14 protein-coding genes are annotated in these 24445 nt (G+C 51.5%); 10 read left to right on the forward strand and 4 right to left on the reverse strand.

Features of this window, described 5'->3' with window-relative positions:
- Nucleotides 1-112: 112 nt before the first annotated feature.
- On the reverse strand, nt 113-1564 hold the full coding sequence (locus OGV75_RS11105; RefSeq protein ID WP_016152148.1) for a Cu(+)/Ag(+) sensor histidine kinase: 1452 nt from the start codon (nt 1562-1564) through the stop codon (nt 113-115).
- The gene (gene cusR, locus OGV75_RS11110) at nt 1554-2237 is read right to left on the reverse strand and encodes a copper response regulator transcription factor CusR (RefSeq protein WP_016152149.1); all 684 of its coding nucleotides are present in this window, start codon (nt 2235-2237) and stop codon (nt 1554-1556) included. The genes OGV75_RS11105 and cusR overlap by 11 nt, the downstream gene beginning before the upstream one ends.
- A 195-nt stretch (nt 2238-2432) precedes the next feature.
- On the opposite strand from cusR, the gene OGV75_RS11115 reads away from it, so the two are divergent.
- The 4 genes from OGV75_RS11115 to OGV75_RS11130 all read left to right on the forward strand — a co-directional run bounded on the left by OGV75_RS11115 (nt 2433) and on the right by OGV75_RS11130 (nt 8719).
- A complete protein-coding gene (locus OGV75_RS11115; protein WP_286480661.1) occupies nt 2433-3815 on the forward strand; it encodes an efflux transporter outer membrane subunit in 1383 nt (460 codons plus the stop codon).
- A 32-nt stretch (nt 3816-3847) separates the two neighbouring features.
- On the forward strand, nt 3848-4195 hold the full coding sequence (gene cusF / locus OGV75_RS11120) for a cation efflux system protein CusF (protein ID WP_016152151.1): 348 nt from the start codon (nt 3848-3850) through the stop codon (nt 4193-4195).
- Nucleotides 4196-4271: 76 nt separating this feature from the next.
- The gene (locus tag OGV75_RS11125; protein WP_065554216.1) at nt 4272-5564 is read left to right on the forward strand and encodes an efflux RND transporter periplasmic adaptor subunit; all 1293 of its coding nucleotides are present in this window, start codon (nt 4272-4274) and stop codon (nt 5562-5564) included.
- 11 nt (nt 5565-5575) lie between these two features.
- The gene (locus OGV75_RS11130) at nt 5576-8719 is read left to right on the forward strand and encodes a CusA/CzcA family heavy metal efflux RND transporter (RefSeq protein WP_016152153.1); all 3144 of its coding nucleotides are present in this window, start codon (nt 5576-5578) and stop codon (nt 8717-8719) included.
- Between the two features lie 51 nt (nt 8720-8770).
- Here OGV75_RS11130 and rclR read toward each other — a convergent pair whose 3' ends face one another.
- Nucleotides 8771-9625 carry a reactive chlorine-specific transcriptional regulator RclR gene (gene rclR / locus OGV75_RS11135; protein ID WP_047415069.1) on the reverse strand — a complete coding sequence of 285 codons (855 nt, stop codon included), beginning with the start codon at nt 9623-9625 and terminating at the stop codon, nt 8771-8773.
- Nucleotides 9626-9860: 235 nt separating this feature from the next.
- On the opposite strand from rclR, the gene rclA reads away from it, so the two are divergent.
- The 6 genes from rclA (at nt 9861) to OGV75_RS11165 (ending at nt 14905) form a co-directional block, all read left to right on the forward strand.
- Nucleotides 9861-11186 carry a reactive chlorine resistance oxidoreductase RclA gene (gene rclA / locus OGV75_RS11140; RefSeq protein ID WP_286480663.1) on the forward strand — a complete coding sequence of 442 codons (1326 nt, stop codon included), beginning with the start codon at nt 9861-9863 and terminating at the stop codon, nt 11184-11186.
- A gap of 164 nt (nt 11187-11350) precedes the next feature.
- A complete protein-coding gene (rclB, locus tag OGV75_RS11145; RefSeq protein WP_029139445.1) occupies nt 11351-11587 on the forward strand; it encodes a reactive chlorine resistance periplasmic protein RclB in 237 nt (78 codons plus the stop codon).
- Between the two features lie 11 nt (nt 11588-11598).
- A complete protein-coding gene (gene rclC / locus OGV75_RS11150) occupies nt 11599-12159 on the forward strand; it encodes a reactive chlorine resistance membrane protein RclC (RefSeq protein ID WP_016152157.1) in 561 nt (186 codons plus the stop codon).
- Between the two features lie 578 nt (nt 12160-12737).
- Entirely contained in the window at nt 12738-13424 is a 687-nt protein-coding gene (locus OGV75_RS11155; protein WP_103765984.1) for a flagellar brake protein, read from the forward strand.
- Nucleotides 13425-13448: 24 nt separating this feature from the next.
- Entirely contained in the window at nt 13449-14036 is a 588-nt protein-coding gene (locus tag OGV75_RS11160) for a helix-turn-helix domain-containing protein (RefSeq protein WP_019076223.1), read from the forward strand.
- A 101-nt stretch (nt 14037-14137) separates the two neighbouring features.
- On the forward strand, nt 14138-14905 hold the full coding sequence (locus OGV75_RS11165) for a putative bifunctional diguanylate cyclase/phosphodiesterase (RefSeq protein WP_286480664.1): 768 nt from the start codon (nt 14138-14140) through the stop codon (nt 14903-14905).
- A 179-nt stretch (nt 14906-15084) separates the two neighbouring features.
- On the opposite strand, the gene OGV75_RS11170 is transcribed toward OGV75_RS11165, so the two are convergent.
- Nucleotides 15085-24417 carry an autotransporter outer membrane beta-barrel domain-containing protein gene (locus tag OGV75_RS11170; RefSeq protein WP_286480665.1) on the reverse strand — a complete coding sequence of 3111 codons (9333 nt, stop codon included), beginning with the start codon at nt 24415-24417 and terminating at the stop codon, nt 15085-15087.
- Between the last annotated feature and the right edge of the window lie 28 nt (nt 24418-24445).

The raw sequence follows: 24445 nt of genomic DNA on the forward strand, positions 1-24445 counted from the left end.
TGGCTGCGCTCGTTCACCCCAGTCATTTACTTAAGTAATTGACCGGGGATTCCCTCTCTTGCCGCCTTCCTGCAACTCGAATTGTTTAAGGTATCAACGCCATTATCATAAATTACATCGCATGCTTGGGCAGCGTCAGAATAAATCGGGTGGCAAGCTGATCGGATGTCACCGAGACTTTTCCCTGATGGGCGATAACAATCGATTTCACAATCGCCAGGCCAATACCGCTGCCTTCGCCTTTACGCTGTCGCGAAGGGTCAACCCGATAAAACCGATCAAATAGCCGCGATAGATGCTGTGGGGGAATGGGGGGGCCGGGATTTTCCACGACTATCTGGACCAGGCCATCCGCCTCTTTCACCCGCACGGTTACCGACTCGCCTTTTGGTGTGTAGCGCATGGCATTTGAAAGCAGATTACTCATTGCCCGGCGTAGCATTAACGGATCGCCTGAAACCCAGCATGCGCGTCCTTCAAAACGTAAGCCAACCTCGCGCTCTTCTGCCCAGGCTTCGAAAAAATCGAACACTTTACCAACCTCATCGGCCAGATTAAGCGCTGTCTTTTCCGGGATAAGCTGATTGTTGTCTGCCTGCGCCAGAAACAGCATGTCGCTTACCATTTTCGACATACGACCAAACTCTTCAAGATTGGAATACAGCACGTCTTCCAGCTCTTTTTGGCTACGGGTTTGGCTGAGCGCAATTTCCGTTTGTGTGACCAGGTTGGTTATTGGCGTGCGGATCTCATGGGCAATATCCGCCGAGAAGTTCGACTGACGTTTAAATACATCCTCAATGCGTTCGATCATGTGATTAAACGAACTTACCAGCTGTTCCAGTTCAATAGGGACCGCTTGCGGATCGAGGCGCACATCAAGATCTTTTGAGGTGATATTTTGGATGCGCCGACTGACATTACGGATCGGTTCATGGCCTTTATACACAGCGAACAGCACGATAAATACAATCATCATGCTAATCAGCGATGCCGTCATAATCAGTTTGTTTTTCAGGTCGTTAATATAGTGCAGATGAAAATCGATCGATAACGCCAGATACAACGTATACGCCGCTTTTCCATCAGTCAGCTTTCCTACCGGTAGGCGAATCATTCGCCAGTTAGACGACGTTTTTTGTCCGTGAATATGTTTGGACGTTTGCAGTGTTGGGCCGGATATAATAAAAACATCGCTGGCATGGGCATTTTTATCCGGTCTTGCGCTGGCGATAAATTGCCGGAGATCCGGCGCATTTGGCGAATGAAAAATGGCTTTCTGCTTACTGTCTTCCAGAGAAATAATGACGTTCGAGTAGCCCTCAACCACGTTTTTTAGCGTTTCCAGACGGCGTGATTCCGGCTCGTTGGGTTGGTTAATAATCCGCTCCAGCGTGGCGCTGATCTCTTGTAAATCATTGATGTCCTGCTCGGCGAAATGGACCTTCACGGAGTGGATCATTATCCATGCAAAGGCGAAAAATGAAGCGATCGTCGCCAGACTGATAAAAAAGGTCAGTCGTGTCGCCAGCGAAAAAGGGCGCCGCCATCGTTTACTGGGCATCAGGAACCTCAAGCATATATCCCACGCCGCGTACGGTCTGAATCAGTTTCGGCTCAAAATCGTTATCAATTTTGGCGCGCAGACGCTTAACGGCGACGTCGATGGCATTGGTATCGCTGTCAAAATTCATATCCCAAACCTGGGAGGCGATCAGCGAGCGGGGTAAAACTTCCCCTTGATGACGCAGGAAAAACTCAAGCAGCGTAAACTCTTTGCTGGTCAGGGTAATACGCGTCCCGCTGCGGGTGACTTTTCTGCTGACCAGATCGACCATTAAATCCGCGACCTGAAACTGGCTTTCGACAATCACCGCCGCCCCGCGGCGCAGCAGCGTTCTGACCCGCGCCAGCAGTTCGGCGAAGGCGAACGGTTTGACCAGATAATCATCAGCGCCTAATTCCAGACCCTTAACCCGATGTTCAATGGTACCCAGCGCGGTGAGGAGAAGAATGGGCATCCCTTTGTTAGCGGAACGCAGCATCCGTACGATATCCCAGCCGTTTACATCCGGCAGCATGATGTCGAGTATGAGCAGGTCGTAATCGCCGGTCATCGCCAGGTGGTACCCGTTCAGGCCGTTATCCGCTAAATCCACGACAAAACCCGCTTCCGTCAGGCCTTTCGTCAGGTATTCACCGGTTTTTTTCTCATCTTCGACTATCAACACCTTCATCGCATTCTCCTTCTCACACGGGTTGTGCGGACTTTCAATTCTAGGGAAGCGGGATCGGATAGCAATCGGTTATTGGGAAAATGACAGTTTTGTCATTTTCCTGTCACCGCTTAAACAGAGTCACTTCGTTAAAGTACAACGCTATAAATTCCTACATTTTTTAGGGCCATCAGTCCGGTCAGGACGAGAAGAACTATGAGCAAATTTAAGCTTCTTACCCTCAGCGCTGTATTCGTTCTCGCCGGTTGTTCATTGGCGCCGGACTATCAGCGTCCGACATTGCCTGTGCCGCAGCAATTCTCCTTAAGCCAGAACGCCCTGGTTTCTGCACCGGTGGGATATCAGGACACGGGCTGGCGGAGCTTCTTCGTTGACTCCCAGGTAAAGGCGCTGATTGGCGAGGCGCTGGTCAATAACCGCGATTTACGTATGGCAGTGCTAAAAGTTCAGGAAGCGAGAGCGCAATATGGCGTCACGGACGCTGACCGCTACCCGCAAATCACGGCAGGTTCCAGCGGTACTTACAGCGGCAAATTAAAAGGCGATAGCAGCACCGATCGTGAATTCGAAGCTGGACTCAATCTCAGTTTCGATCTGGACTTCTTTGGTCGGCTGAAAAATATGAGTGAAGCCGAGCGACAGAACTTCTTTGCCAGCGAAGAGGCGCGTCGGGCGGTACACATCTCATTAATCTCCAACGTATCGCAAAGTTATTTCAATCAGCGTCTGGCTTATGCACAACTGCAAATTGCCGAAGAAACGCTGCAAAACTATCAGCGTTCTTACGCTTTTGTTGAGAAGCAGTTGCTGACCGGAAGCACCAACGTGCTGGCGCTGGAACAGGCGCGGGGCGTGATTGAAAGCACGCGCAGTGAAATCGCGAAGCGTAAAGGTGAACTGGCGCAGGCGAACAACGCGCTGCAACTGTTGCTGGGTACGTACGGGAAATTACCCAACGACCAGATGCGCAGCAGCGGGGATATTAAACCAGTAACGCTGCCGCCATCGCTCTCGTCGCAAATCCTGTTGCAGCGCCCGGATATTTTGGAAGCTGAACACGGATTAATGGCGGCGAATGCCAATATCGGCGCCGCACGGGCAGCGTTTTTCCCGTCGATTACCTTGACCAGTTCAGTTTCCAGCAGCAGCAGCGATCTCTCCAGCTTATTTAATGCGGCCAGCGGCATGTGGAATTTTGTCCCCAAAATAGATATTCCCATTTTTAACGCCGGACGTAATCAGTCCAATCTCGACCTCGCTGAAATTCGCCAACAGCAGTCGGTGGTTAATTACGAACAAAAAATTCAGAACGCGTTTAAAGAGGTGGCGGATGCGCTGGTGTTGCGCCAAAGCATTGCCGATCAAATTAGTGGTCAGCAGCGCTACCTGACGTCATTGCAAATCACCTTACAACGCGCCAGAGCGCTTTATCAAAATGGTGCGGTTAGCTACATCGAAGTACTGGACGCCGAACGTTCTTTATTCTCTACGCAGCAATCGCTGCTCGATCTTAATTACGCCCAACAGGTTAATGAAATTAAGCTGTTTGCTGCCTTAGGCGGCGGTTGGGTGGAGTAATCCTTAATATTAACTTTTCAGGAGCATCAAGTATGAATACTACCGCCAAAGCCGTGTTGTTTAGCTTTTTCTCTGTGGTCATGTTTAACGCTCAGGCCAATGAGCATCAGCATGGCGAGATGATGAACATGCAGCCAGCGGCCCAACAGGAAGACGTCATTAGCGCCACCGGGGTGATTGAAGCTATTGATAAAGAAAGTAAAAAAATCACGATCAAGCATGATCCCATTCCCGCGGTGAACTGGCCTGCTATGACGATGCGTTTTACGCGGGTTGCCGACACCAAGGCTGACGATATTAAACCCGGCGATAAGGTTGCGTTTACGTTTGTTCAGCAGGGAAATATCTCTGTGTTACGCGATATTCACATCAGTAAATAACGTTCTCGCTGGTCTCTTTTATTCTTGCCCGGATTCTTCGAAATGCGGGTGAGACTATCGCGCAATGGAAATCACTATGGCGTCTTTAAATATTAAAAATACCGCGCTTATTCTCGCTGGCATGCTTGCCGGTGGGGTTATTTCTGTCGGTATTTATACTTATTATTCATCAGCAAACGTAACGGCTGAAACCGGGCAGGCTTCGCAAAAAGAAGCCAGAAAAGTGTTGTTCTGGTATGACCCCATGTACCCGAACACGCGCTTTGATAAGCCGGGTAAATCACCGTTTATGGATATGGATCTGATCCCCAAATATGCCGATGAAGAGACCGCGAGCGCGTCAGCGCCTGGCGTGCGTATCGATCCTACTCAGACCCAAAATTTGGGTCTGAAAACAGAACCTGTGCGCCGTGGCCCGCTGCACTATGCGCAAACTTTCCCGGCTAACGTTAGCTATAACGAATACCAGTTTGTTATTGTCCAGGCCCGCTCCGCAGGCTTTATCGAGAAGGTTTACCCGCTAACCGTGGGCGACAAAATTAAGCAAGGTGCGCCGCTTATCGATCTGACGATTCCCGACTGGGTTGAGGCGCAGAGCGAATATTTGTTACTGCGGGAGACTGGCGGCAGTGCGACGCAGGTGGAAGGGATTCTGGAGAGATTACGTCTGGCCGGTATGCCGGAAGCGGATATTCAGCGCTTAAAATCGACGCGTAAAATTCAGACCCGCTTTACCCTGAAAGCCCCTATTGATGGGGTGATTACCGCATTCGATTTGCGTACTGGCATGAACATTTCCAAAGACAATGTGGTCGCGAAAATTCAGGGGATGGACCCGGTATGGGTCAGCGCGTCGGTCCCGGAATCTATCGCCTGGCTGATCAAAGACGCCTCGCAATTTACTATCACCGTGCCCGCCTGGCCGGATAAGCCTTTCACCATTAGCAAGTGGAATATCTTACCTAGTGTCGATGCCTCCACGCGTACGCTGCAGATCCGCTTGCAGGTCAATAACCCTGATGAGGCGCTCAAGCCGGGGATGAATGCTTACCTGCAACTGAAAACGCAAAGTGAACCGATGCTGCTGATCCCCTCAAAGGCGTTGATTGATACAGGCACCGAGCAACGGGTGATCACCGTCGATAACGAAGGTCGATTTGTACCGAAGCAGGTTGCGGTATTCCATGAATCTCAAGGGCTGACGGCTATCCGCTCAGGCCTGACTGAAGGTGAAAAAGTGGTGTCCAGTGGTCTGTTCCTGATTGATTCCGAGGCGAATATCTCTGGCGCACTGGACCGTATGCGCGCGCAGAACAGTGGTGCGCAAGACGCATCCGCAAAGCCAGCCCAGGCGACCCATTCACACTGAGGACATGATAAATGATTGAATGGATTATCCGCCGTTCGGTGGCAAACCGTTTTCTGGTGATGATGGGGGCGCTGTTTCTCAGTATCTGGGGAACCTGGACTATCATCAATACCCCGGTTGATGCGTTGCCCGATCTCTCTGATGTTCAGGTGATCGTCAAAACCAGCTATCCAGGGCAGGCACCGCAAATCGTCGAAAATCAGGTGACTTACCCGCTGACCACCACCATGCTGTCGGTACCGGGCGCGAAGACCGTGCGTGGTTTCTCGCAGTTTGGTGATTCCTATGTGTACGTCATTTTCGAAGATGGCACCGATCCTTACTGGGCGCGCTCGCGCGTACTGGAGTATCTCAACCAGGTTCAGGGGAAATTACCGGCAGGGGTCAGCGCGGAGATGGGACCGGACGCCACGGGCGTCGGCTGGATCTTTGAATATGCGCTGGTCGATCGCAGCGGTAAACACGATTTGGCAGAGTTACGTACTCTTCAGGACTGGTTTTTAAAGTATGAGTTAAAAACGATTCCGAACGTGGCAGAGGTGGCCTCGGTAGGCGGCGTGGTTAAACAGTACCAGGTTGTTATCGACCCGATGAAGCTGACGCAATATGGCATCAGCCTGGCGGAGGTGAAATCTGCACTGGATACGTCGAATCAGGAGGCGGGCGGCTCGTCTGTTGAGATGGCTGAAGCGGAATATATGGTCCGCGCCAGTGGGTATCTACAAACGCTTGATGACTTCAATAATATCGTCCTGAAAACAGGGGCCGACGGTGTACCTGTTTACCTGCGCGATGTCGCGCGTGTGCAGATTGGGCCGGAAATGCGCCGTGGGATCGCCGAACTGAATGGTGAAGGCGAAGTGGCGGGCGGGGTGGTAATTCTGCGTTCCGGTAAAAATGCGCGTGAAGTGATCTCCGCCGTTAAAGCCAAACTCGACACGCTGAAAAGCAGCCTGCCGGAAGGCGTTGAGGTGGTTACAACATACGATCGCAGTCAGCTCATCGATCGCGCTATTGATAACCTGAGCTATAAGCTGCTGGAAGAGTTTATCGTTGTTGCGCTGGTGTGCGCGCTGTTCCTGTGGCATCTGCGTTCGGCGCTGGTGGCGATTATTTCCCTGCCGCTGGGACTGTGTATCGCGTTTATCGTGATGCATTTCCAGGGGCTGAACGCCAATATCATGTCGCTTGGGGGCATTGCCATTGCCGTTGGGGCGATGGTCGATGCCGCGATCGTGATGATTGAAAACGCCCATAAGCGGCTTGAAGAGTGGGGACATCAGCATCCGGATGAAAAACTGGATAACGCAACGCGCTGGAAGGTTATTACCGATGCCTCGGTAGAGGTCGGCCCGGCATTGTTCATCAGCTTGCTGATTATCACCCTGTCGTTTATCCCTATTTTCACGCTCGAGGGGCAAGAGGGGCGACTGTTCGGCCCGCTGGCGTTCACCAAAACGTATGCCATGGCAGGCGCGGCGTTTCTGGCTATTGTCGTCATTCCGATCCTGATGGGGTTCTGGATCCGTGGCAAAATACCGGCGGAAAGCAGTAACCCGCTTAACCGTTTCCTGATCCGTATTTATCATCCGCTGTTGTTGAAGGTGCTGCATTGGCCTAAAACCACCCTGCTGGTGGCGGTGCTTTCGATACTGACGGTTATCTACCCGCTGAATAAAGTCGGTGGTGAATTCCTGCCGCAGATTAACGAAGGCGATCTACTGTATATGCCGTCAACCCTGCCGGGGATTTCGGCGGCGCAGGCGGCGGATATGCTGCAAAAAACCGACAAGCTGATCATGACCGTTCCGGAAGTGGCGCGTGTGTTTGGTAAAACCGGTAAGGCGGAAACCGCAACGGATTCCGCGCCGCTGGAAATGGTCGAAACAACGATCCAACTGAAGCCGCAGGATCAGTGGCGTCCGGGGATGACGATGGACAAAATCATCGCCGAACTCGACAAAACCGTGCGCTTGCCAGGGCTGGCGAATCTGTGGGTTCCGCCTATTCGTAACCGTATCGACATGCTTTCTACCGGCATCAAAAGCCCGATTGGGATAAAGGTGTCAGGTAACGTTCTGGCTGATATCGACGCCACGGCGGAACAAATCGAAGAGGTAGCCAGAACCGTGCCAGGCGTCGCTTCGGCGCTGGCTGAGCGGCTGGTGGGCGGGCGCTATATTAATGTGGACATTAATCGGGAGAAAGCAGCCCGCTACGGTATGACCGTTGGCGCGGTACAGCTGTTTGTCACCTCCGCGGTCGGAGGCGCGATGGTGGGCGAAACGGTGGAAGGGATTGCACGTTATCCGATTAACCTTCGCTATGCGCAGAGCTATCGTGATAGCCCGGAAGCGCTGCGTAATCTGCCTATTCTGACGCCCATGAAGCAGCAAATCACGCTGGCTGATGTTGCAGATGTGACAGTGGTTTCTGGTCCGTCGATGTTGAAAACCGAAGATGCGCGACCCACCAGCTGGATTTATATCGACGCCCGCGACCGTGACATGGTTTCGGTGGTGAACGATCTGAAAAAAGCGATCGCTGAAAACGTACAGTTAAAGCCGGGGACCAGCGTGGCGTTTTCCGGGCAGTTCGAGCTGCTTGAACGCGCCAGCCATAAGCTCAAACTGATGGTGCCGATGACGCTGATGATTATCTTCGTCCTGCTTTATCTGGCTTTCCGTCGTTTTGGTGAAGCGCTGCTGATTATCACCAGCGTGCCCTTTGCGCTGGTAGGAGGGATCTGGTTCCTCTACTGGATGGGGTTCCATATGTCGGTTGCGACCGGAACCGGGTTTATCGCCCTGGCTGGCGTTGCCGCGGAGTTTGGCGTAGTGATGCTGATGTACTTGCGCCATGCTATTGAAGCCGAGCCTGCGCTGGAAAATCCGCAAACCTTTACGGCGGATAAGCTGGATGAAGCGTTGTATCACGGCGCGGTGCTGCGCGTGCGTCCGAAAGCGATGACCGTGGCGGTGATTATCGCGGGCCTGTTGCCAATCTTGTGGGGGACAGGGGCGGGCTCAGAAGTGATGAGCCGCATTGCCGCGCCGATGATTGGCGGCATGATTACCGCGCCATTGCTGTCGCTGTTTATTATTCCGGCAGCTTATAAGCTGATGTGGCTGCACAGGCATCGCAGCCAAAAGTAATGCCTTGAAGCGCTCGCCTGCGTCGGTTTTGTTGCCGCAGCAGGCGGTGCGTTATGCCGCCAGCGCTTTCACGCGTTTTCGGTACTCGCCCGGCGTGCAGCCAAATCCCCGTAAAAAGACTTTGTGAAACGATGATTCGCTGGCGTAACCCACCGACTCGGCAATAACGATCAACGGCTGCGATCCGCGTGACAGCATCTGGGCGGCGAATTGCAGCCGTAGCTCGGTTAACACCGCCAGCGGCGTGGAGTTTGATACTTCACGGAATAGCTGCGCAAAGCTGGCCCGCGACATATGGGCACGCTTTGCCAGTTCTTCGACAGTCCAGGGAAAAGCCGGTGACTCCAGCATCATGAAGACAACGGCCCCAAGCCTTGGGTGCAGCAGTAAATTCAGCACATTTTTAGCGGGGGTCGGCTGGGCTAGCCACTCGCGAACGGCTAACGCGAACAGCGTAGCGCATTGCTGGCTGCAAACGATGTTGGAGCCAGGCAGATCGTTGATGTATTCCTGCTGCATCAGCGCAATCATGGCCTTCAGCCAGTGGCTAATGGGACTGTCATCTTCTGGTGCCAGTATTAATACTTCCGGAAGGGCGGTTAAAAAATAGCGTGAAGAAGCCTGCAATCGCAGGCTTCCGCAGACAATATGCGTTTGTTCTTCCCCTGTCTGGCACAGCCGATGCGCGGAGTTTTGAGGCAGAATGACTATTGTTCCAGGGCGTAACGTAGAAGACGTTCCGTCTGGCATATCCAGTTGAGCAAATCCCTGGGTTACCGTATGCCAGCGGATAACGGACAGCTCGCCCGCCGCGTGCGGCAGTTGCCAGTCCCTGCTCAGCAGGCAGTTTTGATCAATCGAGCCCTGCGGGTCGTTAAGCATAAGTAATCGGCTAAGTGCATCCATAAAGACTCCTGAGCAGTTCTTGTTGATGCTTGTCGAGATGAAGTAATACTGTTACTCATTATTTCTTAAATAAATTTATGGTGTTAGTTTATTATCTCGATGGATTGAGTGGAAGGGAGATAGTAGTTATTTAGACGATTTGACAGTAATTTGCGCGATATGGATACATTGTTCATGCATCGTTAAACCTATACTTCAGTTTAACAAACGAACAGTGACATGGCGGAGAGACAGCATGAATCAGTATCAGGCGATTATTATCGGATTTGGCAAAGCGGGTAAAACGCTGGCGGCTACCCTGGCGAAAACGGGCTGGCGAGTGGCGATTATTGAACAGTCAAACACCATGTATGGCGGGACATGTATCAATATCGGCTGCATTCCCACCAAAACCCTGGTACACGATGCTGAACTTCAGCATGACTTTGCTGCGGCGATGCAGCGCAAGGCCTCCGTTGTCAGCTTTCTGCGTGATAAAAACTTCCATAATCTTGCCGATCTGGAAAATGTAGATGTGATTGAAGGTCGTGCTGAATTCATTGATAACCATACGGTGCGGGTCGTGCAGCCAACAGGTGCGATTGAGCTAAGCGGCGAAAAGATCTTTATTAATACCGGCGCACAGGCAACGATGCCAAACGTGGCAAGGTTAATGACTACACCGGGCGTGTTTGACAGCACCGGGTTGTTAAATTTGACGCAACGTCCGGAACGTTTGGGGATTTTGGGCGGCGGTTATATTGGTGTTGAATTCGCATCAATGTTTGCCAACTTTGGCAGTAAGGTCACCATTTATGAAGCCGCCCCACTGTTTTTAGCCCGCGAAGATCGGGATATTGCCGACGCTATCGCCAACATTTTACGCGACAAAGGGGTTGAGATTATCCTTAATGCCAGGGTGCAGGCGGTTTCGTCCCATGACGGCGCGGTGCAGGTGCAAATGCCGGAAGGCGTCCAGACTGTGGATGCGCTACTGGTGGCATCGGGTCGCAAACCGGCAACTGAAAATCTGCAGTTGCAGAAAGCGGGTGTGGATGTCAACGAGCGCGGTGCCATTGTGGTGAATAAATATCTGCGTACTTCGGCAGACAATATCTGGGCCATGGGCGATGTGACGGGGGGGTTACAATTTACCTATATCTCGCTGGATGACTTCCGTATTGTGCGCGACAACCTGTCAGGCGAGGGATTACGTAACACCGGCGATCGCCAAAACGTACCGTATTCTGTTTTTATGACGCCGCCGCTTTCCCGCGTGGGGATGACAGAAGAACAAGCTCGCGCCAGCGGCGCGGCGGTCCAGGTTGTCACCCTGCCTGTCGCGGCTATCCCGCGTGCACGGGTGATGAATGACACGCGTGGCGTACTTAAAGCGGTGGTAAATCGCGAAACGAAACAGATATTAGGCGTATCGCTGCTGTGCGTGGATTCTCATGAGATGATTAATATCATTAAAACCGTTATGGATGCTGGTTTACCTTACACGACATTGCGCGATCAAATATTTACTCATCCGAGCATGAGCGAATCACTGAACGATCTCTTCTCTCTAATAAAATAATAATATAGTTTGCATGATTGCCCCACCTGTCTGGGGCTTTTTTTTATCATATATAAAGAAATACTCATGAACAGTTATTCTGGCGTTATGGAGGAAATAAGATAAGCAACATTGTTTTATTCTATTACGAGTGAAATCACTTGTTAATGGAAATAGAAATGAACATGCTTAAAACTTCATTATTGTTGACTGCTTTACTGACTGCGCCGGTGACATTTTCTGCACTGGCACAGCAGCCAGTCGAAGTAGCCCGCGTCAGCGTGTCGGCAATTGCCGCCGCACCTTCTGTTGTTGAACATGCAATCGCCAGACTGGCGCAGGAAAAGAAGGCAACTTCCTGGAAAATCACCTCAATGCGCATTGATAGCAGCACTCACGCAACCGCAATTTTGTACAAGTGAGGAGAGTCTGAATGGAAAAGTATCTGCGTTTACTCAGCAAGGGCGATAGAATTGGATTAACATTGATTCGCCTGAGTATTGCCATTGTTTTTATCTGGATTGGCTTATTGAAATTTGTACCTTACGAAGCCGATAGTATTACGCCATTTGTTGCCAATAGTCCGGTAATGTCATTTTTTTATGAACATCCAGAAGAATATAAGCAGCATTTAACCCACGAAGGTGAGTTTAAACCGCAGGAGCGGGAATGGCAGAAGGCGAATAACACCTATACGTTCTCCAATGGTCTGGGCGTAGTCGAAGTGCTGATCGCATTGCTGGTGCTGGCTAATCCTGTTAGCCGTTGGTTGGGATTAATTGGTGGCGTACTGGCATTTGCTACTCCGATTGTGACGTTATCATTTTTAATTACCACACCGGAAGCATGGGTGATGCCACTGGGCGATTTGCACCACGGTTTTCCGTACTTGTCCGGAGCCGGGCGTCTGGTGTTGAAAGACACATTAATGCTGGCGGGAGCGGTGATGATCATCGCAGATTCATCGCGATCAATTATTAAGCAAAAGTATTGAATTTTTAACGTTGTACCCTCTGTAAGACAGTAAGCCTCTATAGTTCGATTCGGTAATTACCGGGCCAGCAGGATGCTGGCTTTTTTCTGCCCTAAGGTAAATTTATTTTACAGGTGAAATATAATTATTCACTTTTTCACAATAACTAGTCGGAGCTATATTCCTGGTTAATGATATAGTGCCGTAAGCATTTTCTCTTCTTCTTGCGATAGCACGCCAGTCCGCATACTGCGTGGTCCTTCCATCAAAAACCATTCATTTCCCTCTATTTTTTTTCTGTGTAGTTCTTGCTATTTGTTATCTCAAAATGACATCTCAAAAAATTTTATTATTCTCTTTTGTTATAGTTAGCCAACAACTTCATGTGGTTTTAGGCATGGCTTCAGCTAGAATTAACTTTGATTAAATGTTTTTACGTATCAATAAATAGCTAAAGATAGTTAAAAACTTAATTTTTAACCAACTGTTCGACATGGAATCCACTATGGTAATTAAGCACCAGGGGTGGATGCTGATCTCGCGTTTTGTGAGTAACCACAAGCGAGACATATCTTAAATATGGAAATAAGGGTTTTAGAATGAGCTTTGGATTAGCAAAGGACAACAAGTTTGAAATCATCGCTACCCTTCGTGAAGAGTTGCACAAGAAAACGAAACTGGAAGTGTTATGTGAAAACCATAGTGTTATCACGCAGTTAGAGAAGATTGATTTCGAGCGGTTTGTCATCTCCGGACACGAAGACATTGTTCCTGAAAAGGTCCAGTACTTTATCCTGCACAGTGAAAGTGGGATTGTAAAATTTAGTGCCAGATTCGAACAAACCTTATCAGCAGGTGCACAAGCAGGATTATCCTACTTCATCCCGGATATGATTTTCTTTGCCCAGCAGCGACAAAATCAGCGTTTTTCCTTCCTGAAGGGTTACGACTTTTTCTGTTTTGGTCGTTACAAAAACGGAGAAAACTACTCTCTGAAGATTAAAAACATCTCGCAGGGCGGTTGTGCATTAATTGTTAAAGATGTGAACTCCCGTTTTCTCTATAAAGATGCGGTGATTAAAAATGCCGCGTTGGATTTTGATACGTTTGGCAGTTTACAGCTGGATTTGAAAGTGATCGATGTCGTCATGATCAATGAATTTGATGAGGATAATCAATTGTATGCCTGTCATCAGATCTCATGTGAGTTCGATTTTAAAAATCGTCGTGAAGAGGCAGAGGTCGAGAAGATTATTATTAAATTTTTAATGAATAACAAGATTTGATGCTGATAAGGAGCGATGAACAGGATGTTGATGTGTGGCAGTGATAATTTTGTGGGCAACGGTTTGTTCGCCTACCTGACAAGCAAACATGTACCGATACAAACATTCCAGTTTGAGGATATGTTGCATCAGTCATCATTATGCCAGCATCAAACCATGGTTTTTAATATCATTGATAACGAACAACCATGTTCAACTATCGTGCAGTTTTTGAATAAAAACCGCTTCAAGTTTTATAATAATGTCGTGGTAATTATTGCTGATAGTTTGGTGGCGAAATTATGTGTAGAGTTATTATATGTTGAAAAAACGATAGTTTTGACGGAGAAATCTTCACTGCGCGATTTCGGTCAACTGGCGTCGTTAACGGCCGGGAAATGGAATCCCCGGCTGTATCGTTCACAGAAAAGATTAACCGAGAGAGAGCAGCAGATTCTGAATTTATTGGTAAACGGATATACCGCCAGAGAAATTTCAGAGTTAGTCAGCCTGAATTATAAAACTATCCAGGCGCATAAAATGAGGGTCGTCACCAAGCTGGGACTGACCAATACCTCGGAATTAAATAAATTAATTGTCAGATTTACCCATCGTATGTCTTTTTTACCCTAACCTGGCCATTCTATTCTGATGTAACACACCTAATAGTAGATACAATTCGGGAGTGATATTGACTGGTTTTTAATTTTTATGATTTGTTGAGGGAGAGAGGAATGTTTAATTCTAGTGAGGTGTTAACCGCGCTTGAAAAGGCATTGAATACCAGTCAGCTTTATATGGTTTATCAACCAATTTTTAATTTGCGTAATCAGCGTATTAGCGGGTTTGAAGCATTAATGCGTTGGAATAGCCCCCAGATGGGGATGATCTCTCCCGATGTTTTTATTACCTTGCTGGAAGACAGCGGCAATATCATGTCAATTGAAGATATGGTTACCCACACTCCCTGGGATGTGGCAACCCGTTGGCCAGAGCCCCTTGTATTGTCCGTCAATATTTCCGCGCTTGAATTCTGCGATCCGCTGTTACCCCAACGCGTCAGAAAAAATCTTACTGTATGTGGTCTCCCGCCCCATCGATGCCAGATAGAGGTCACGGAAACGTCGCCGCTGTGCGACAGTCAGGTTGCGGCTAAAAATATGACGGAGCTGAAGGCGATAGGGGTCAAAATTGCCCTTGATGATTTTGGAACCGGCCACGCCAATCTTAACTATCTGTTGAAATATCCTTTTGATACCTTAAAAATTGATAAGGAATTTATCGCCGGCATTGAACCCGATACCCGCTCAACAAAGATTGTCGAGGGTATAATTTCACTGGCGCACAATTTTGGTATTGAAGTTCTTGCTGAAGGGGTGGAAACCCAGTCCGAACTGGACCGGCTGATGCAGATTGGTTGTGACAAAATTCAAGGCTTTTTCATTTCTCCCCCGGTGTTGGCAGAAAAGATCCCGTTACTCCTGACGCAGTATAATCCTTAATCTTCTCCCTCTCTGTTGTTCCCCAGAACCTCGATTGTTTCGTGTTGCCAGAGGGCCGCTCCCGCGCTTTCTCCGCCAGTCCGTAGGCCTGATACGTTAAGCGCATCAGGTAGCTTTGTATCCGGGACAGGCAAAAAAAAGCCCCCTGTTAAACAGAGGGCTAGCGAGTTTATGTCAGCTTAGAACGATTTCTTAAAGCCAATTGATGCATTAACCGGCGCTTCAACCTGCGACTTACTGCCACCGTTGCTAAATTGCGTACCCAACTCTCCGTAGACCTGCAGGTTTCTGTCGATAGACCATGACAGACCGGCTGCAACTTCAGTGCTGGAGTACTGTTGTGAAGACTCAAGCGTGGTGGTGGCTACCGCATTGCTAAAGTGCGTTTTGTCTTTTGAACCCAGACCCTGCCAGACGTTGACCCTGCCGTAAGGCTGGAATTTGCCATGGTTGGTGTCATAGTCAGCGACCAGACGCACGCCCAGACGGGCGGTAAAGGAATCCGCGGTATCCATTTTCACTTTCGTTTGGGTTACACCATCAAGCCGCCCGTTATCAAAGTCGCTGTATTGATAGATCAGCTGAGCCTGAGGTTCCAGACTCCATGCGCTGGCGCCTAAACGGAACGATTTACCCACTTCTGTCGACGCCGTCAGCGTGTTGCCTCTGACGGTATACGAGCCGTTGTTACCGGTCGCCGCCAGGCGGGATTTATGGTTACCGTATTGCAGGACGTTATCAACATACATCCCGTCGCCTGAGAACCAGGTGGCGTAGCCGCCGACATAAAACGCGTTGTCGTCGATGTTGCCGCCTTTGCCGTCGCTGCCTGTCTTCGTGCCTTTCACGTTGCTGTCGATATCAAGAATGCTGGTATACATCCCGGCTTTCCAGCTTTCGTTGGCATACATATCGACGCCAACCTGAATCCCCATGGTATGGGAACTGGTTTGCGTTCCAGCCGCATCATCCAGTTTGGTTTTACCGGAGTAGCCAATCATTCTTGCCCAGGCGCGATTGTCTTCATCAATACCCGGTTTAACCTCGTCACCCATACGCTGGTGCATGTTGCCTAACAGGCTGATGTCGCCCTGACGAACGACGCTGGCGAGACCAGAATACAGCATAGTTTCTGGACGATATTCGCTTCTCAGATACCAGTTTTCACCCTGACCCTGAGCGTTGCCCGCATGCAGTTGATACTCAAATGCGCCTGCAGCCATACGATCGGCGGCAAGATGGAAGGCGTCTCGTGACGTTTGTGCCGTAGTGGTTGCGCCATTGAGTGCGGTTACCACTTCGATACCATCACCAATGGTTGGTGCGCCGAGACCAGAACCATCGACATCCAATAGCGTACTACCGCTGGCTTTACCGCCATCGATAATCAGACGGTCGGCAATGCCTGCGCCGCTGCCAGTTTGTGTGGCCGCCATGTTAATAGTCCCTTTTTCGCCGGTGTAATCCCCTTTGACGGTTAACGTTGTGCCAGTCTGCTGGCCGATGAGTGAAACATCGCCGCCGTTGCTCAGTCCCGCTACCGTCTGGTTGTAACCTTGCGTGTTGAGGGTAGTGTCAGCGACAACGTAGTGGTGTGATGCGCTACTCAGAGTGTTGGTATTACCCGCCTGCAGTACACCGTTGGCAATCAGCGTTGCGCCGCTGTAGCTGTTTTCACCATGCAACTCCGTAACACCGCTGCCGGTTTGATGCAGCTGGCCTTCGCCGCTGATATTACCGGTCAGCGCCAGGGTATCGCCACGATTGACGTTGAGTACGCCGTTATCAACGATATCCCCCTGAATGCTGCCGATATCACCGCCGTTACCCAGCTGTAGAACGCCTTGCTCGATGGTGGTGCCACCGGTGTAGGTGTTATCCAGCGTCAGGGTGAGGGAGCCTTTACCGGTTTTGGTCAACTGACCGTTACCTTCGACTTCCGTCAGCAGAGAAACGTTATGTCCGTTGGTGTCGAATGTCCCGCCGCCGGATTCCAGAGTCACCTGACGAGCGGTATCAAACGCTTCACCATATTTCAGCGTACCACCATTAAAGGTAATTCCCGTCTCTGGTGCGCCAAGGTTGGTATCACCCGCCACCTGCAGCGTACCTGAGGTGATGGTGGTTCCACCGCTGTAAGTATTGTCGCCAGTGAGGATGAGCGTACCGAGGTCGCCTTTATTCAGGCCGCCGGTACCGCGGATCACGCTGTCGATAGTCGCGGTGTAGTTAGCGCCGTCTACTGTGCCATCGCCGACGCGAATCAGCGTATTAGCCGTATCGGTGGTAATGGCTTCTCCGCCCACGCGATAACCATCGGTGGCGAACTGTGCGCCACTGATGATGACGTCGCCTTTGCTGTTATCGACGGTTACGTTGCCCGCTTCACCCTGGAAGACGGCGAACGCGGCATCGGTAAACGGTGCATTCAGCGCGCCTTCTGGCGTTGATTCATCCGTTGTCCAGTTGTCATTACCCTGGCTGGATTGCCAGATACCGTCGCCGCCGTTGATGACGCCGTTGTTTTTCAGCTCGCCATTCTCACCGCCGGTGCCGTCCCAGAAACGTAGCGTCAGCCCGGCATGGTTGACCAGGTTAACCTGGTTTTTAACCGAGGTTTGTACGTACAGGCTGTCCGCAGCTTCCGGCGCGTCGGCAATGTCCATCACATTGTTGGTTAATGTGCCGGTGTAGTTGATGACGCGGTAAACACCAACGTCAAAGCTTCCGCCTGGAGAGGTCTGGATATTGAGCTTACCATCGAGCGTCAGATCGCCATTGACATCAATCAGGTCATTGAAGGCTCCGCCTGGGGTATAGGCCTGACCAAACTGGTAATCAAGCTGTGCGTTATCGCTGAGCGTCAGTGAACCGGTAGTCAGTTTACCCACGCTATTGATGGCCGCACCCGCGGTAATATGGCCGTCATCCAGTACATCAACCGCGCCGCCGATAATACCGTTCCCGCCGAGCGTTGCCCCAGATTTCACCGTCACCTGACCGGTCGCGGCAGACTGATTACCGTTGACCAGCAGTACGCCTTCATTGACGTCCGTGGTGCCGGTCCAGGTGTTATCGCCGGTCAGCGTTAACGTGCCGTCACCGATTTTCACCAGGCTGCCGTCGTTGCCGCTGATAATGCCGCTGATGGTGTCATCAAGATGCAGATTACCCAGCGACAATTCTTTATTGCCCAGTTCGACATTCCCCGCGCCGGACAACGAGCCGATAGATGTTGCGCTGTCGACTGCGCTGATATCGACCTTGCCGCCCGCCAGGTTTTTAACGACGGTATTCTCTGCTAACGCCTGGTCCGCAAAGGTCATCAGTCCGCTGTTATTCACGCTAGCAGAACCACCGCTGGCGTTTTCTTCCAGCGCCAACGTACTGTCTTTTGACACGTTAACCGTCGCCTCGCCCGCGGTGGCGTTATCGGTTAACAGCGCTTTCGCTGTGCCCGTCAGGTTCAGTTTTGCGCTCGCGGCGGTGACGTTATCCGCCAGTGTTAACAGGCTATCGGCGATGTTCATGGTCAGGGATTTCAGGCTGGTCTCTGTTCCGCTGACATTGAGCGTCGCCCCGTTATTGACGTTCACGGTGCTGTTTTCATTGCTACCAAAGGCCCCGGTTTTGCTGACGTTGACCGTCACATTGTTGGCATTTCCGGTACCGGCAATTTCTGTGTCGCCTTTATAGCTGTTCGCGCGGTTGAGCGACAAGGTACTGCCCGCATCGCTTGAGCTGCTGGTGACTTTCAGTTTACCGTCGCCGGTAATCTCACCGGTTGGCGTGAAGTTATGTGAATTGAGGTCAAACACCGCCGCGTTATCATTCGCGCCCAGCGCAATGGTGCGATTGCTGGTCAGGTCCGCGCCCATCTGCAGCGTGGAGCCGTTGTTGATAGCCAGGTCGGTTCCGCTCTGACCGAGGTTGCTGTCGGCGGAAATCTGCAACGTACCGCCATCAATGCGTGTGCCGCCGCGATACGCGTTATCACCGCTGAGGATCAGACGGCCAAGGTCGGTTTTCACCAGCGTCAGCTTGTCAGTCGTGCTGGCTTCGCGGATGACGGACTCAATGGTCGCGGTATAGTTTTGCCCCGCGCCACCCGCGCCAACGCGCAGCAGCAGTTCACCGGTTCCCGGCGTCTGGCCGGCGTGAGTCGCGTTTTCCGTGGTGGCATAAGCGTTAAGTGCGTCGCCTTTAACGACATAGCCATCGGCGTCAAACTGTGCCCCGGAGAAGTTAACTTCTCCCGCGGCGTTATCCACGGTAACGGTGCCACCTTTGGTGGTGAAGACGGCAAAGGACTTCTGCGCCCAAGGTGCGTTACCTTCGCCCGTTGCCGTGGTCCAGTTGTTATCACCCTGACTGCCGATCGCCATCCATTTGCCATCGCCACCGTCAATTTTGCTGTCGCCCTCAATGCCCGACGCGCCGTGGCTCTGACTTACCGTCGCCCCGTCCCAGAATTGCAGGGTAACGCCGTTGGCGTTCACCAGGTTGACCTGTTTGTCGATAGAGGTCTGGACAAAAATATTGCTCTTATCCTGACTGTCCGGTATTGCGCCCAGCTCCAGCGTCTGGTTATCCAGCGTACCGCCGTAATTATAGATACGGTACACGCCCGGTCCGAAGTTACCGCCTTGCGACGTGGTAACATCCAGGGTCCCGTCCAGTTGCAGATCGCCTGCCACGTTCACCAGATCGTTTAGCGCACCGCCTGGCGTAAAGGCCTGGCCCAGTTCGAAAGCGGAGGTCGTTTTGCTGCCAAGCTGCAGATTACCGTTAACAGATAGCGTACCCGCACCGCCGTCACCGGCGCTGATGGTTGTGGCATCGTTCATCAGCACGTTACCGCCGATAATGCCCTTACCGCCAAGTGTGGACGTACCGCTGACGGTGGTGACGCCGCGCGCCGCGCTTTGATCGCCATTCACCAGCAGAGTGCCGTTAGTAACGGTGGTGTTACCGGTATAGGTATTGTTGCCGTTCAGACGGGTAATGCCGCCGCCGATTTGCTGTAGCGCACCGATACCGGAGATCACACCGTTGAGCAGCACGGTGTTGGCGCGATTAATCGCCAATACGCCGTTGTCGATGATGTCAGAGACGGCGCTCACTTCGCCTTCATTTCCACCGTCACCTAACTGCAGCGTACCGGTTTGATCAATAGTGGTAGAGCCGGTGTAGCTATTGTTGGCGGTAAACACCGTGGTGCCGCCCGCCGCACGTTCAAATTTCCCGTCGCCGCTGATGATCCCGCGATAGATCTGTGCTGCTGAGGTATCCCCCTGAGTATCGAAGATAACCTTGCTGTCTGCGCCCTGGGTGGTGACATTGTAATCGCCAATGCTTGCGGCAGTGCTGGTTGGCTCGACGTGGTCGCCGGTACGCAGCGTGGCGCCATTGTTTACAGCAAGGGTTTCGCTCGCCAGATTCAGGTTTTCAACGATGCGTACATCTGCATTTGACCCGCTGATGGTCAGTGAATCCCAGCCAGTGCCAATGTTGGTACCGGTATTCAGGTTGTCGCTAGCCAGCGTACCAATCTTCGCACCTTTTGTATCAGTGAAGGTGAGGGCGTTGCCCGTTCCCGCTGCGGTAAGGATGTGGCGCGTTTTATCCAGCGTCACATTGCCAATGTTGGCTTTATTGTTACCGCCAGTACCCGCGAAATTCACTTCGCCAGCATAAGAGCCGCTACGCCAGTTGAAGGTATCCGTACCTTCACCGGTGTTGATTACGCCGTTGGTCACACCGCCGCTGATATCGATGGTGTCATTGCCTTTACCAGACTGAACTGCCACGGCCGAGTCGTTGATTGCCTGCAGGGTTCCCGTGTTGGTGATGGCTTTACTGCTGTCGCCGCTGGCGTCTATTACCGGTGAGGTGGTACTGGCAGAGATAATCTTGCCGCTGTTGGTCAATGCGCTAACGTTTTTCGCGATGATTGCTGAACCACCTGCGCTGTCATGCACGTTGATGTCGGCATTGGTGGTGATACGACCGTCCGTATTGGCTCGGATACCGCTGCCTTCGCTGTTGAGTACCTCAATGGTATAGCCTTTGCCGATGGTTAGATTACCCGTCACCGCGTCGCCATTACGTTGTTCAAAGGCGAAGCCGGTACCTTTACCGTTGACGTTGAGGATATTGTTCAGCCCATCGTTCATGGTCAGCGCCACGCTGGTGCGGATCCCTGGGCCATCGTTGGAGTCGATGGTGACATCACGCAGCGTGATATTGGTGTTGTTGGCATCGTTTTGAATACCGGCACCGGTACCATCAGCGCGGATCATCACGCTTTGCGCGGCCAGAGCGCCAGCGCCTTCGGCCAGGCGAATACCGTCAGCGGAGCCATCGGTGGTAATGCTGTCGCCAGTCATACCGTTAATAAGCAGGCTTGCCCCTTGGGTCAACAGAACGCCAGCGGTGCCATCATCAACCTGAATTTTGCCCAGCTTATTAATCTGCGCGCTGGAGCCTGAGGCGCGTACGCCGATGCCGTTGCTGACATGCAGGGCGAGGGAGGAGTTATTGGTTAAGCTACCGCCTTTTTGAACATCGACACCGATGCTGTCGACGCTGGCCAGATCGATAATCGATTTGGTATCGAGGATCAGGTTGCCCAGATTCCTCGCCACATAGGCGATTACCTTGTTGCCGCTGGCTTCAGAGGTGATCTTCGCGTTTGAGGTCAGGGTCGTGCTCGTGGCATTGCCCTGCGTATTACCATTCAACTGATGCGCCTGACCATCCACAACCCCGGCAACGGTTCTTTCACCGGTTAAATTGATGGTGGTTTTATCGCTGATGGTCCCTTTCGCGCCGCCTTCGATAACCAGCGCCGCAGAGTCAGTACCCTTAACGGTGAACGTTGCTTCACCGGTATCTACGTTACTGCCTGCGCCGGTGGCGAGTACGCCCACGGAATTGTTACCGCTGAGAGTCAAATCCAGGTTGGAGGTGGACTGATCTTTCGGGTTAGTGGTATTACCGGCCAGCAATGCGCCATTGGCGATACGGAAAATGGTGGTGCGATCCTGACCGTTGTCATTCATCACCGCCTGACCAATATTGGCGGTCGCGCCCTTACCATACAGGTAATAACCAATCTGATCGGTGCTGTTAAATGAGGGGCTACTTAAGCTGTCAACGTTAGCGATGGCGTTATCACGCACGTGGACGCCGATGTTACCGGCTTTATCCAGCGTAATATTGGAATAGACGTTAACCACTGCCTGACCGTTGGCGTCACCTTCCGCCCAGATGGCGTAGTTACGGTTACCGACGCCGCCTTCACCGTCCACCACGATAGCGCCTGCAGCGCTGGTGGTGACTTCGGCATTTTTGTTATTGGCGCTAACGTGGATCCCTACGTTGTTGGTGCCATTCACGTTAATCTTGCCGTCGTTACGGATTTCCTGATTATTTTCTGCGCCGCTGTCGTGTACGGAGATGCCGTAGTTTTTACTGCTGCCCCCTTTAGAACCGCCATTGATCACGATATTGCCGGTATTGAGGACGTTGCCCGTGGCATTTCCGACCAAAATCCCCGCGGCGTTACGGACGCCGGTTCCCAGCGTGATAAGACCGTTGTTAATCACCTCTTTGGTGCTCTTGATCATAATACCGGCGCTCAGGCTGGAACCGCCTGCCATGGTGACATCTTTAGACGGATCGCTTGCGTCGCGACCAAGATAAATAGAGGCATTCTGAGCGTTGGTAAAGGTGGCATTCCCGGCGACTTCTACGCCATAAGCGGTGCCGCTGGCAAAGGATGTACCGCTTTTACGTCCGTCTACGACGTTAATATCGCCGTTGTTGACCCCTTGTGCATCGTCAGACAATTGCATACCAATCGCCAGCGTCAGCGAAGAAGCGGGGACGTTTTTGCTCCAGGGATCGGCTGCCGAAGCGGTACCAAAGTTATCGGTGGTGATCGCCTGGTTGATGATGCCGTTGTTAGCGATCTGGCTGGTGCCTTGACCTTGCATACCAAATGCGCCATAGCTGTTGACGTTTTGGTTGCCGTCTTTATCGATAAACAGCCCGGAGTTGATCATCCCGTTGTTGGTTGCCGTCGCGTCTTTTGCCAGCATGCCAATCGCCAGGCTCTGCCCGGTAGACGTTCGTAATGCGTTCAGTTCGCCAAAGTTTGTGATAACCCCGCTATCAACGGCTTTCATGACGCCATTAATACTGCCGTCAACGGCAAGAATCGCATCTTTGTTCAGGGTGCCGGAGGTGCCTGCGCCGTTGGCGTAAATAGCATGCAGCTCACCGCGGTCAGCGGTCGCGTTATTGGCATGCGATAAGCCGTCTGTCCAGACGTCGTAATCCCAACTGAGCACGTCTGAGGGCTTGCTGGAATTGATCAGACCATCAATCAGCTCGGCATACTTCGTTTGTGCTGCGGTGACGGTAGTGACTTCATTCGCTTCCAGCCACAGCTGGATTTGGCTGACTTTTTCGCCTTCCGGGTTTTCCGCCGCGTCGCTGCTATTGCCCAACAGCCAGTCGTTAAATTCGGCCAACTCCTGCGTGTTGGTGATGTTAAATGTGCGCTCACCCGTTTCGACGACTTTGCCGTCCGTATCATAGCCGTAGGTCATGAGCGTGACATCATCGCCAAACACGGAGGTTTGCGCTGAGCCGGCGAAGGTTTTTTCAGGAATAACCGGGGCGGCGTTAAATTTTATAAAGTTATCGGATTGCCAGTAAACCTGGCTACCCGCGTCCTGAGCCTCCAGTAAGGAGGAGTCTTTGGCCAGTAATTCGATGGTATTGGCTTTGGCGCGTACATTGAGCGTGTCGTCGCCAATATTCAGATTGGCCGTGGAGCCGTTTGTCGCCAGCGCGATGCCAAATTGTTTGTAGATTTTAGACTGCGTCGGATCGTAAGTGTTTAATGCCGAATCGCCAATCTGTGATTCGGTAAGAAAGTTACTTAACGCATTGGTATCAAAGACTTTAATGGTTGTTTTTTCGCCGGGGAACGCCGGGTCGTTAATCTCAAATTCTGTGCTCTGCGAAGGCGTTGATGATTGGTTATAAGTCAGGTATTCCGCCAGTTCCTCGGCAGTAGTAATCGTTTTTACGCCCTGGGCAGGGCTGGTGGCCTGCAGGGTGATTTTGCCGGTTTGCAGTAGCTCTCTGATGGTCGTTGATTCAACAACGCCACTTTGACCCGGACTGATGGTTGGGATCGCGCCGCTGATATTGAGCGCCTCACCAGCAGTGATATCTTCATATAAGAATCCGTAGTCGTGGACACCCTCATAATCCCCAACAGAAATACCTGTCTGGTAGTCGGCGAAGATATTATGCCCACCGATATCGATAATCGGAGTTGCTGAAGCTTGCATTGAAGCGGCGCTTAATGCGCCGGCCGCGAGTACGGCGACAGTTTTACGCGAGCTGCTTTTTTTCTTTCCTTTGGTTAATTCGGAAACGACCACCCAGATACCGAGCGCCGCGTTCCAAATAATGCTGTAAACTTTGTTCATATATAACCCTCGTCTACATTCCTGTTAT

The sequence above is a fragment of the Citrobacter sp. Cb028 genome, from assembly GCF_030336705.1.
Lineage (GTDB): Bacteria > Pseudomonadota > Gammaproteobacteria > Enterobacterales > Enterobacteriaceae > Citrobacter > Citrobacter braakii.

Coding starts and splice junctions, on each gene's coding strand:
- OGV75_RS11105 (WP_016152148.1), bottom strand. CDS start 1,564: ATGCCCAGTAAACGATGGCGGCGCCCTTTTTCGCTGGCGACACGACTG.
- cusR (WP_016152149.1), bottom strand. CDS start 2,237: ATGAAGGTGTTGATAGTCGAAGATGAGAAAAAAACCGGTGAATACCTG.
- OGV75_RS11115 (WP_286480661.1), top strand. CDS start 2,433: ATGAGCAAATTTAAGCTTCTTACCCTCAGCGCTGTATTCGTTCTCGCC.
- cusF (WP_016152151.1), top strand. CDS start 3,848: ATGAATACTACCGCCAAAGCCGTGTTGTTTAGCTTTTTCTCTGTGGTC.
- OGV75_RS11125 (WP_065554216.1), top strand. CDS start 4,272: ATGGCGTCTTTAAATATTAAAAATACCGCGCTTATTCTCGCTGGCATG.
- OGV75_RS11130 (WP_016152153.1), top strand. CDS start 5,576: ATGATTGAATGGATTATCCGCCGTTCGGTGGCAAACCGTTTTCTGGTG.
- rclR (WP_047415069.1), bottom strand. CDS start 9,625: ATGGATGCACTTAGCCGATTACTTATGCTTAACGACCCGCAGGGCTCG.
- rclA (WP_286480663.1), top strand. CDS start 9,861: ATGAATCAGTATCAGGCGATTATTATCGGATTTGGCAAAGCGGGTAAA.
- rclB (WP_029139445.1), top strand. CDS start 11,351: ATGCTTAAAACTTCATTATTGTTGACTGCTTTACTGACTGCGCCGGTG.
- rclC (WP_016152157.1), top strand. CDS start 11,599: ATGGAAAAGTATCTGCGTTTACTCAGCAAGGGCGATAGAATTGGATTA.
- OGV75_RS11155 (WP_103765984.1), top strand. CDS start 12,738: ATGAGCTTTGGATTAGCAAAGGACAACAAGTTTGAAATCATCGCTACC.
- OGV75_RS11160 (WP_019076223.1), top strand. CDS start 13,449: ATGTTGATGTGTGGCAGTGATAATTTTGTGGGCAACGGTTTGTTCGCC.
- OGV75_RS11165 (WP_286480664.1), top strand. CDS start 14,138: ATGTTTAATTCTAGTGAGGTGTTAACCGCGCTTGAAAAGGCATTGAAT.
- OGV75_RS11170 (WP_286480665.1), bottom strand. CDS start 24,417: ATGAACAAAGTTTACAGCATTATTTGGAACGCGGCGCTCGGTATCTGG.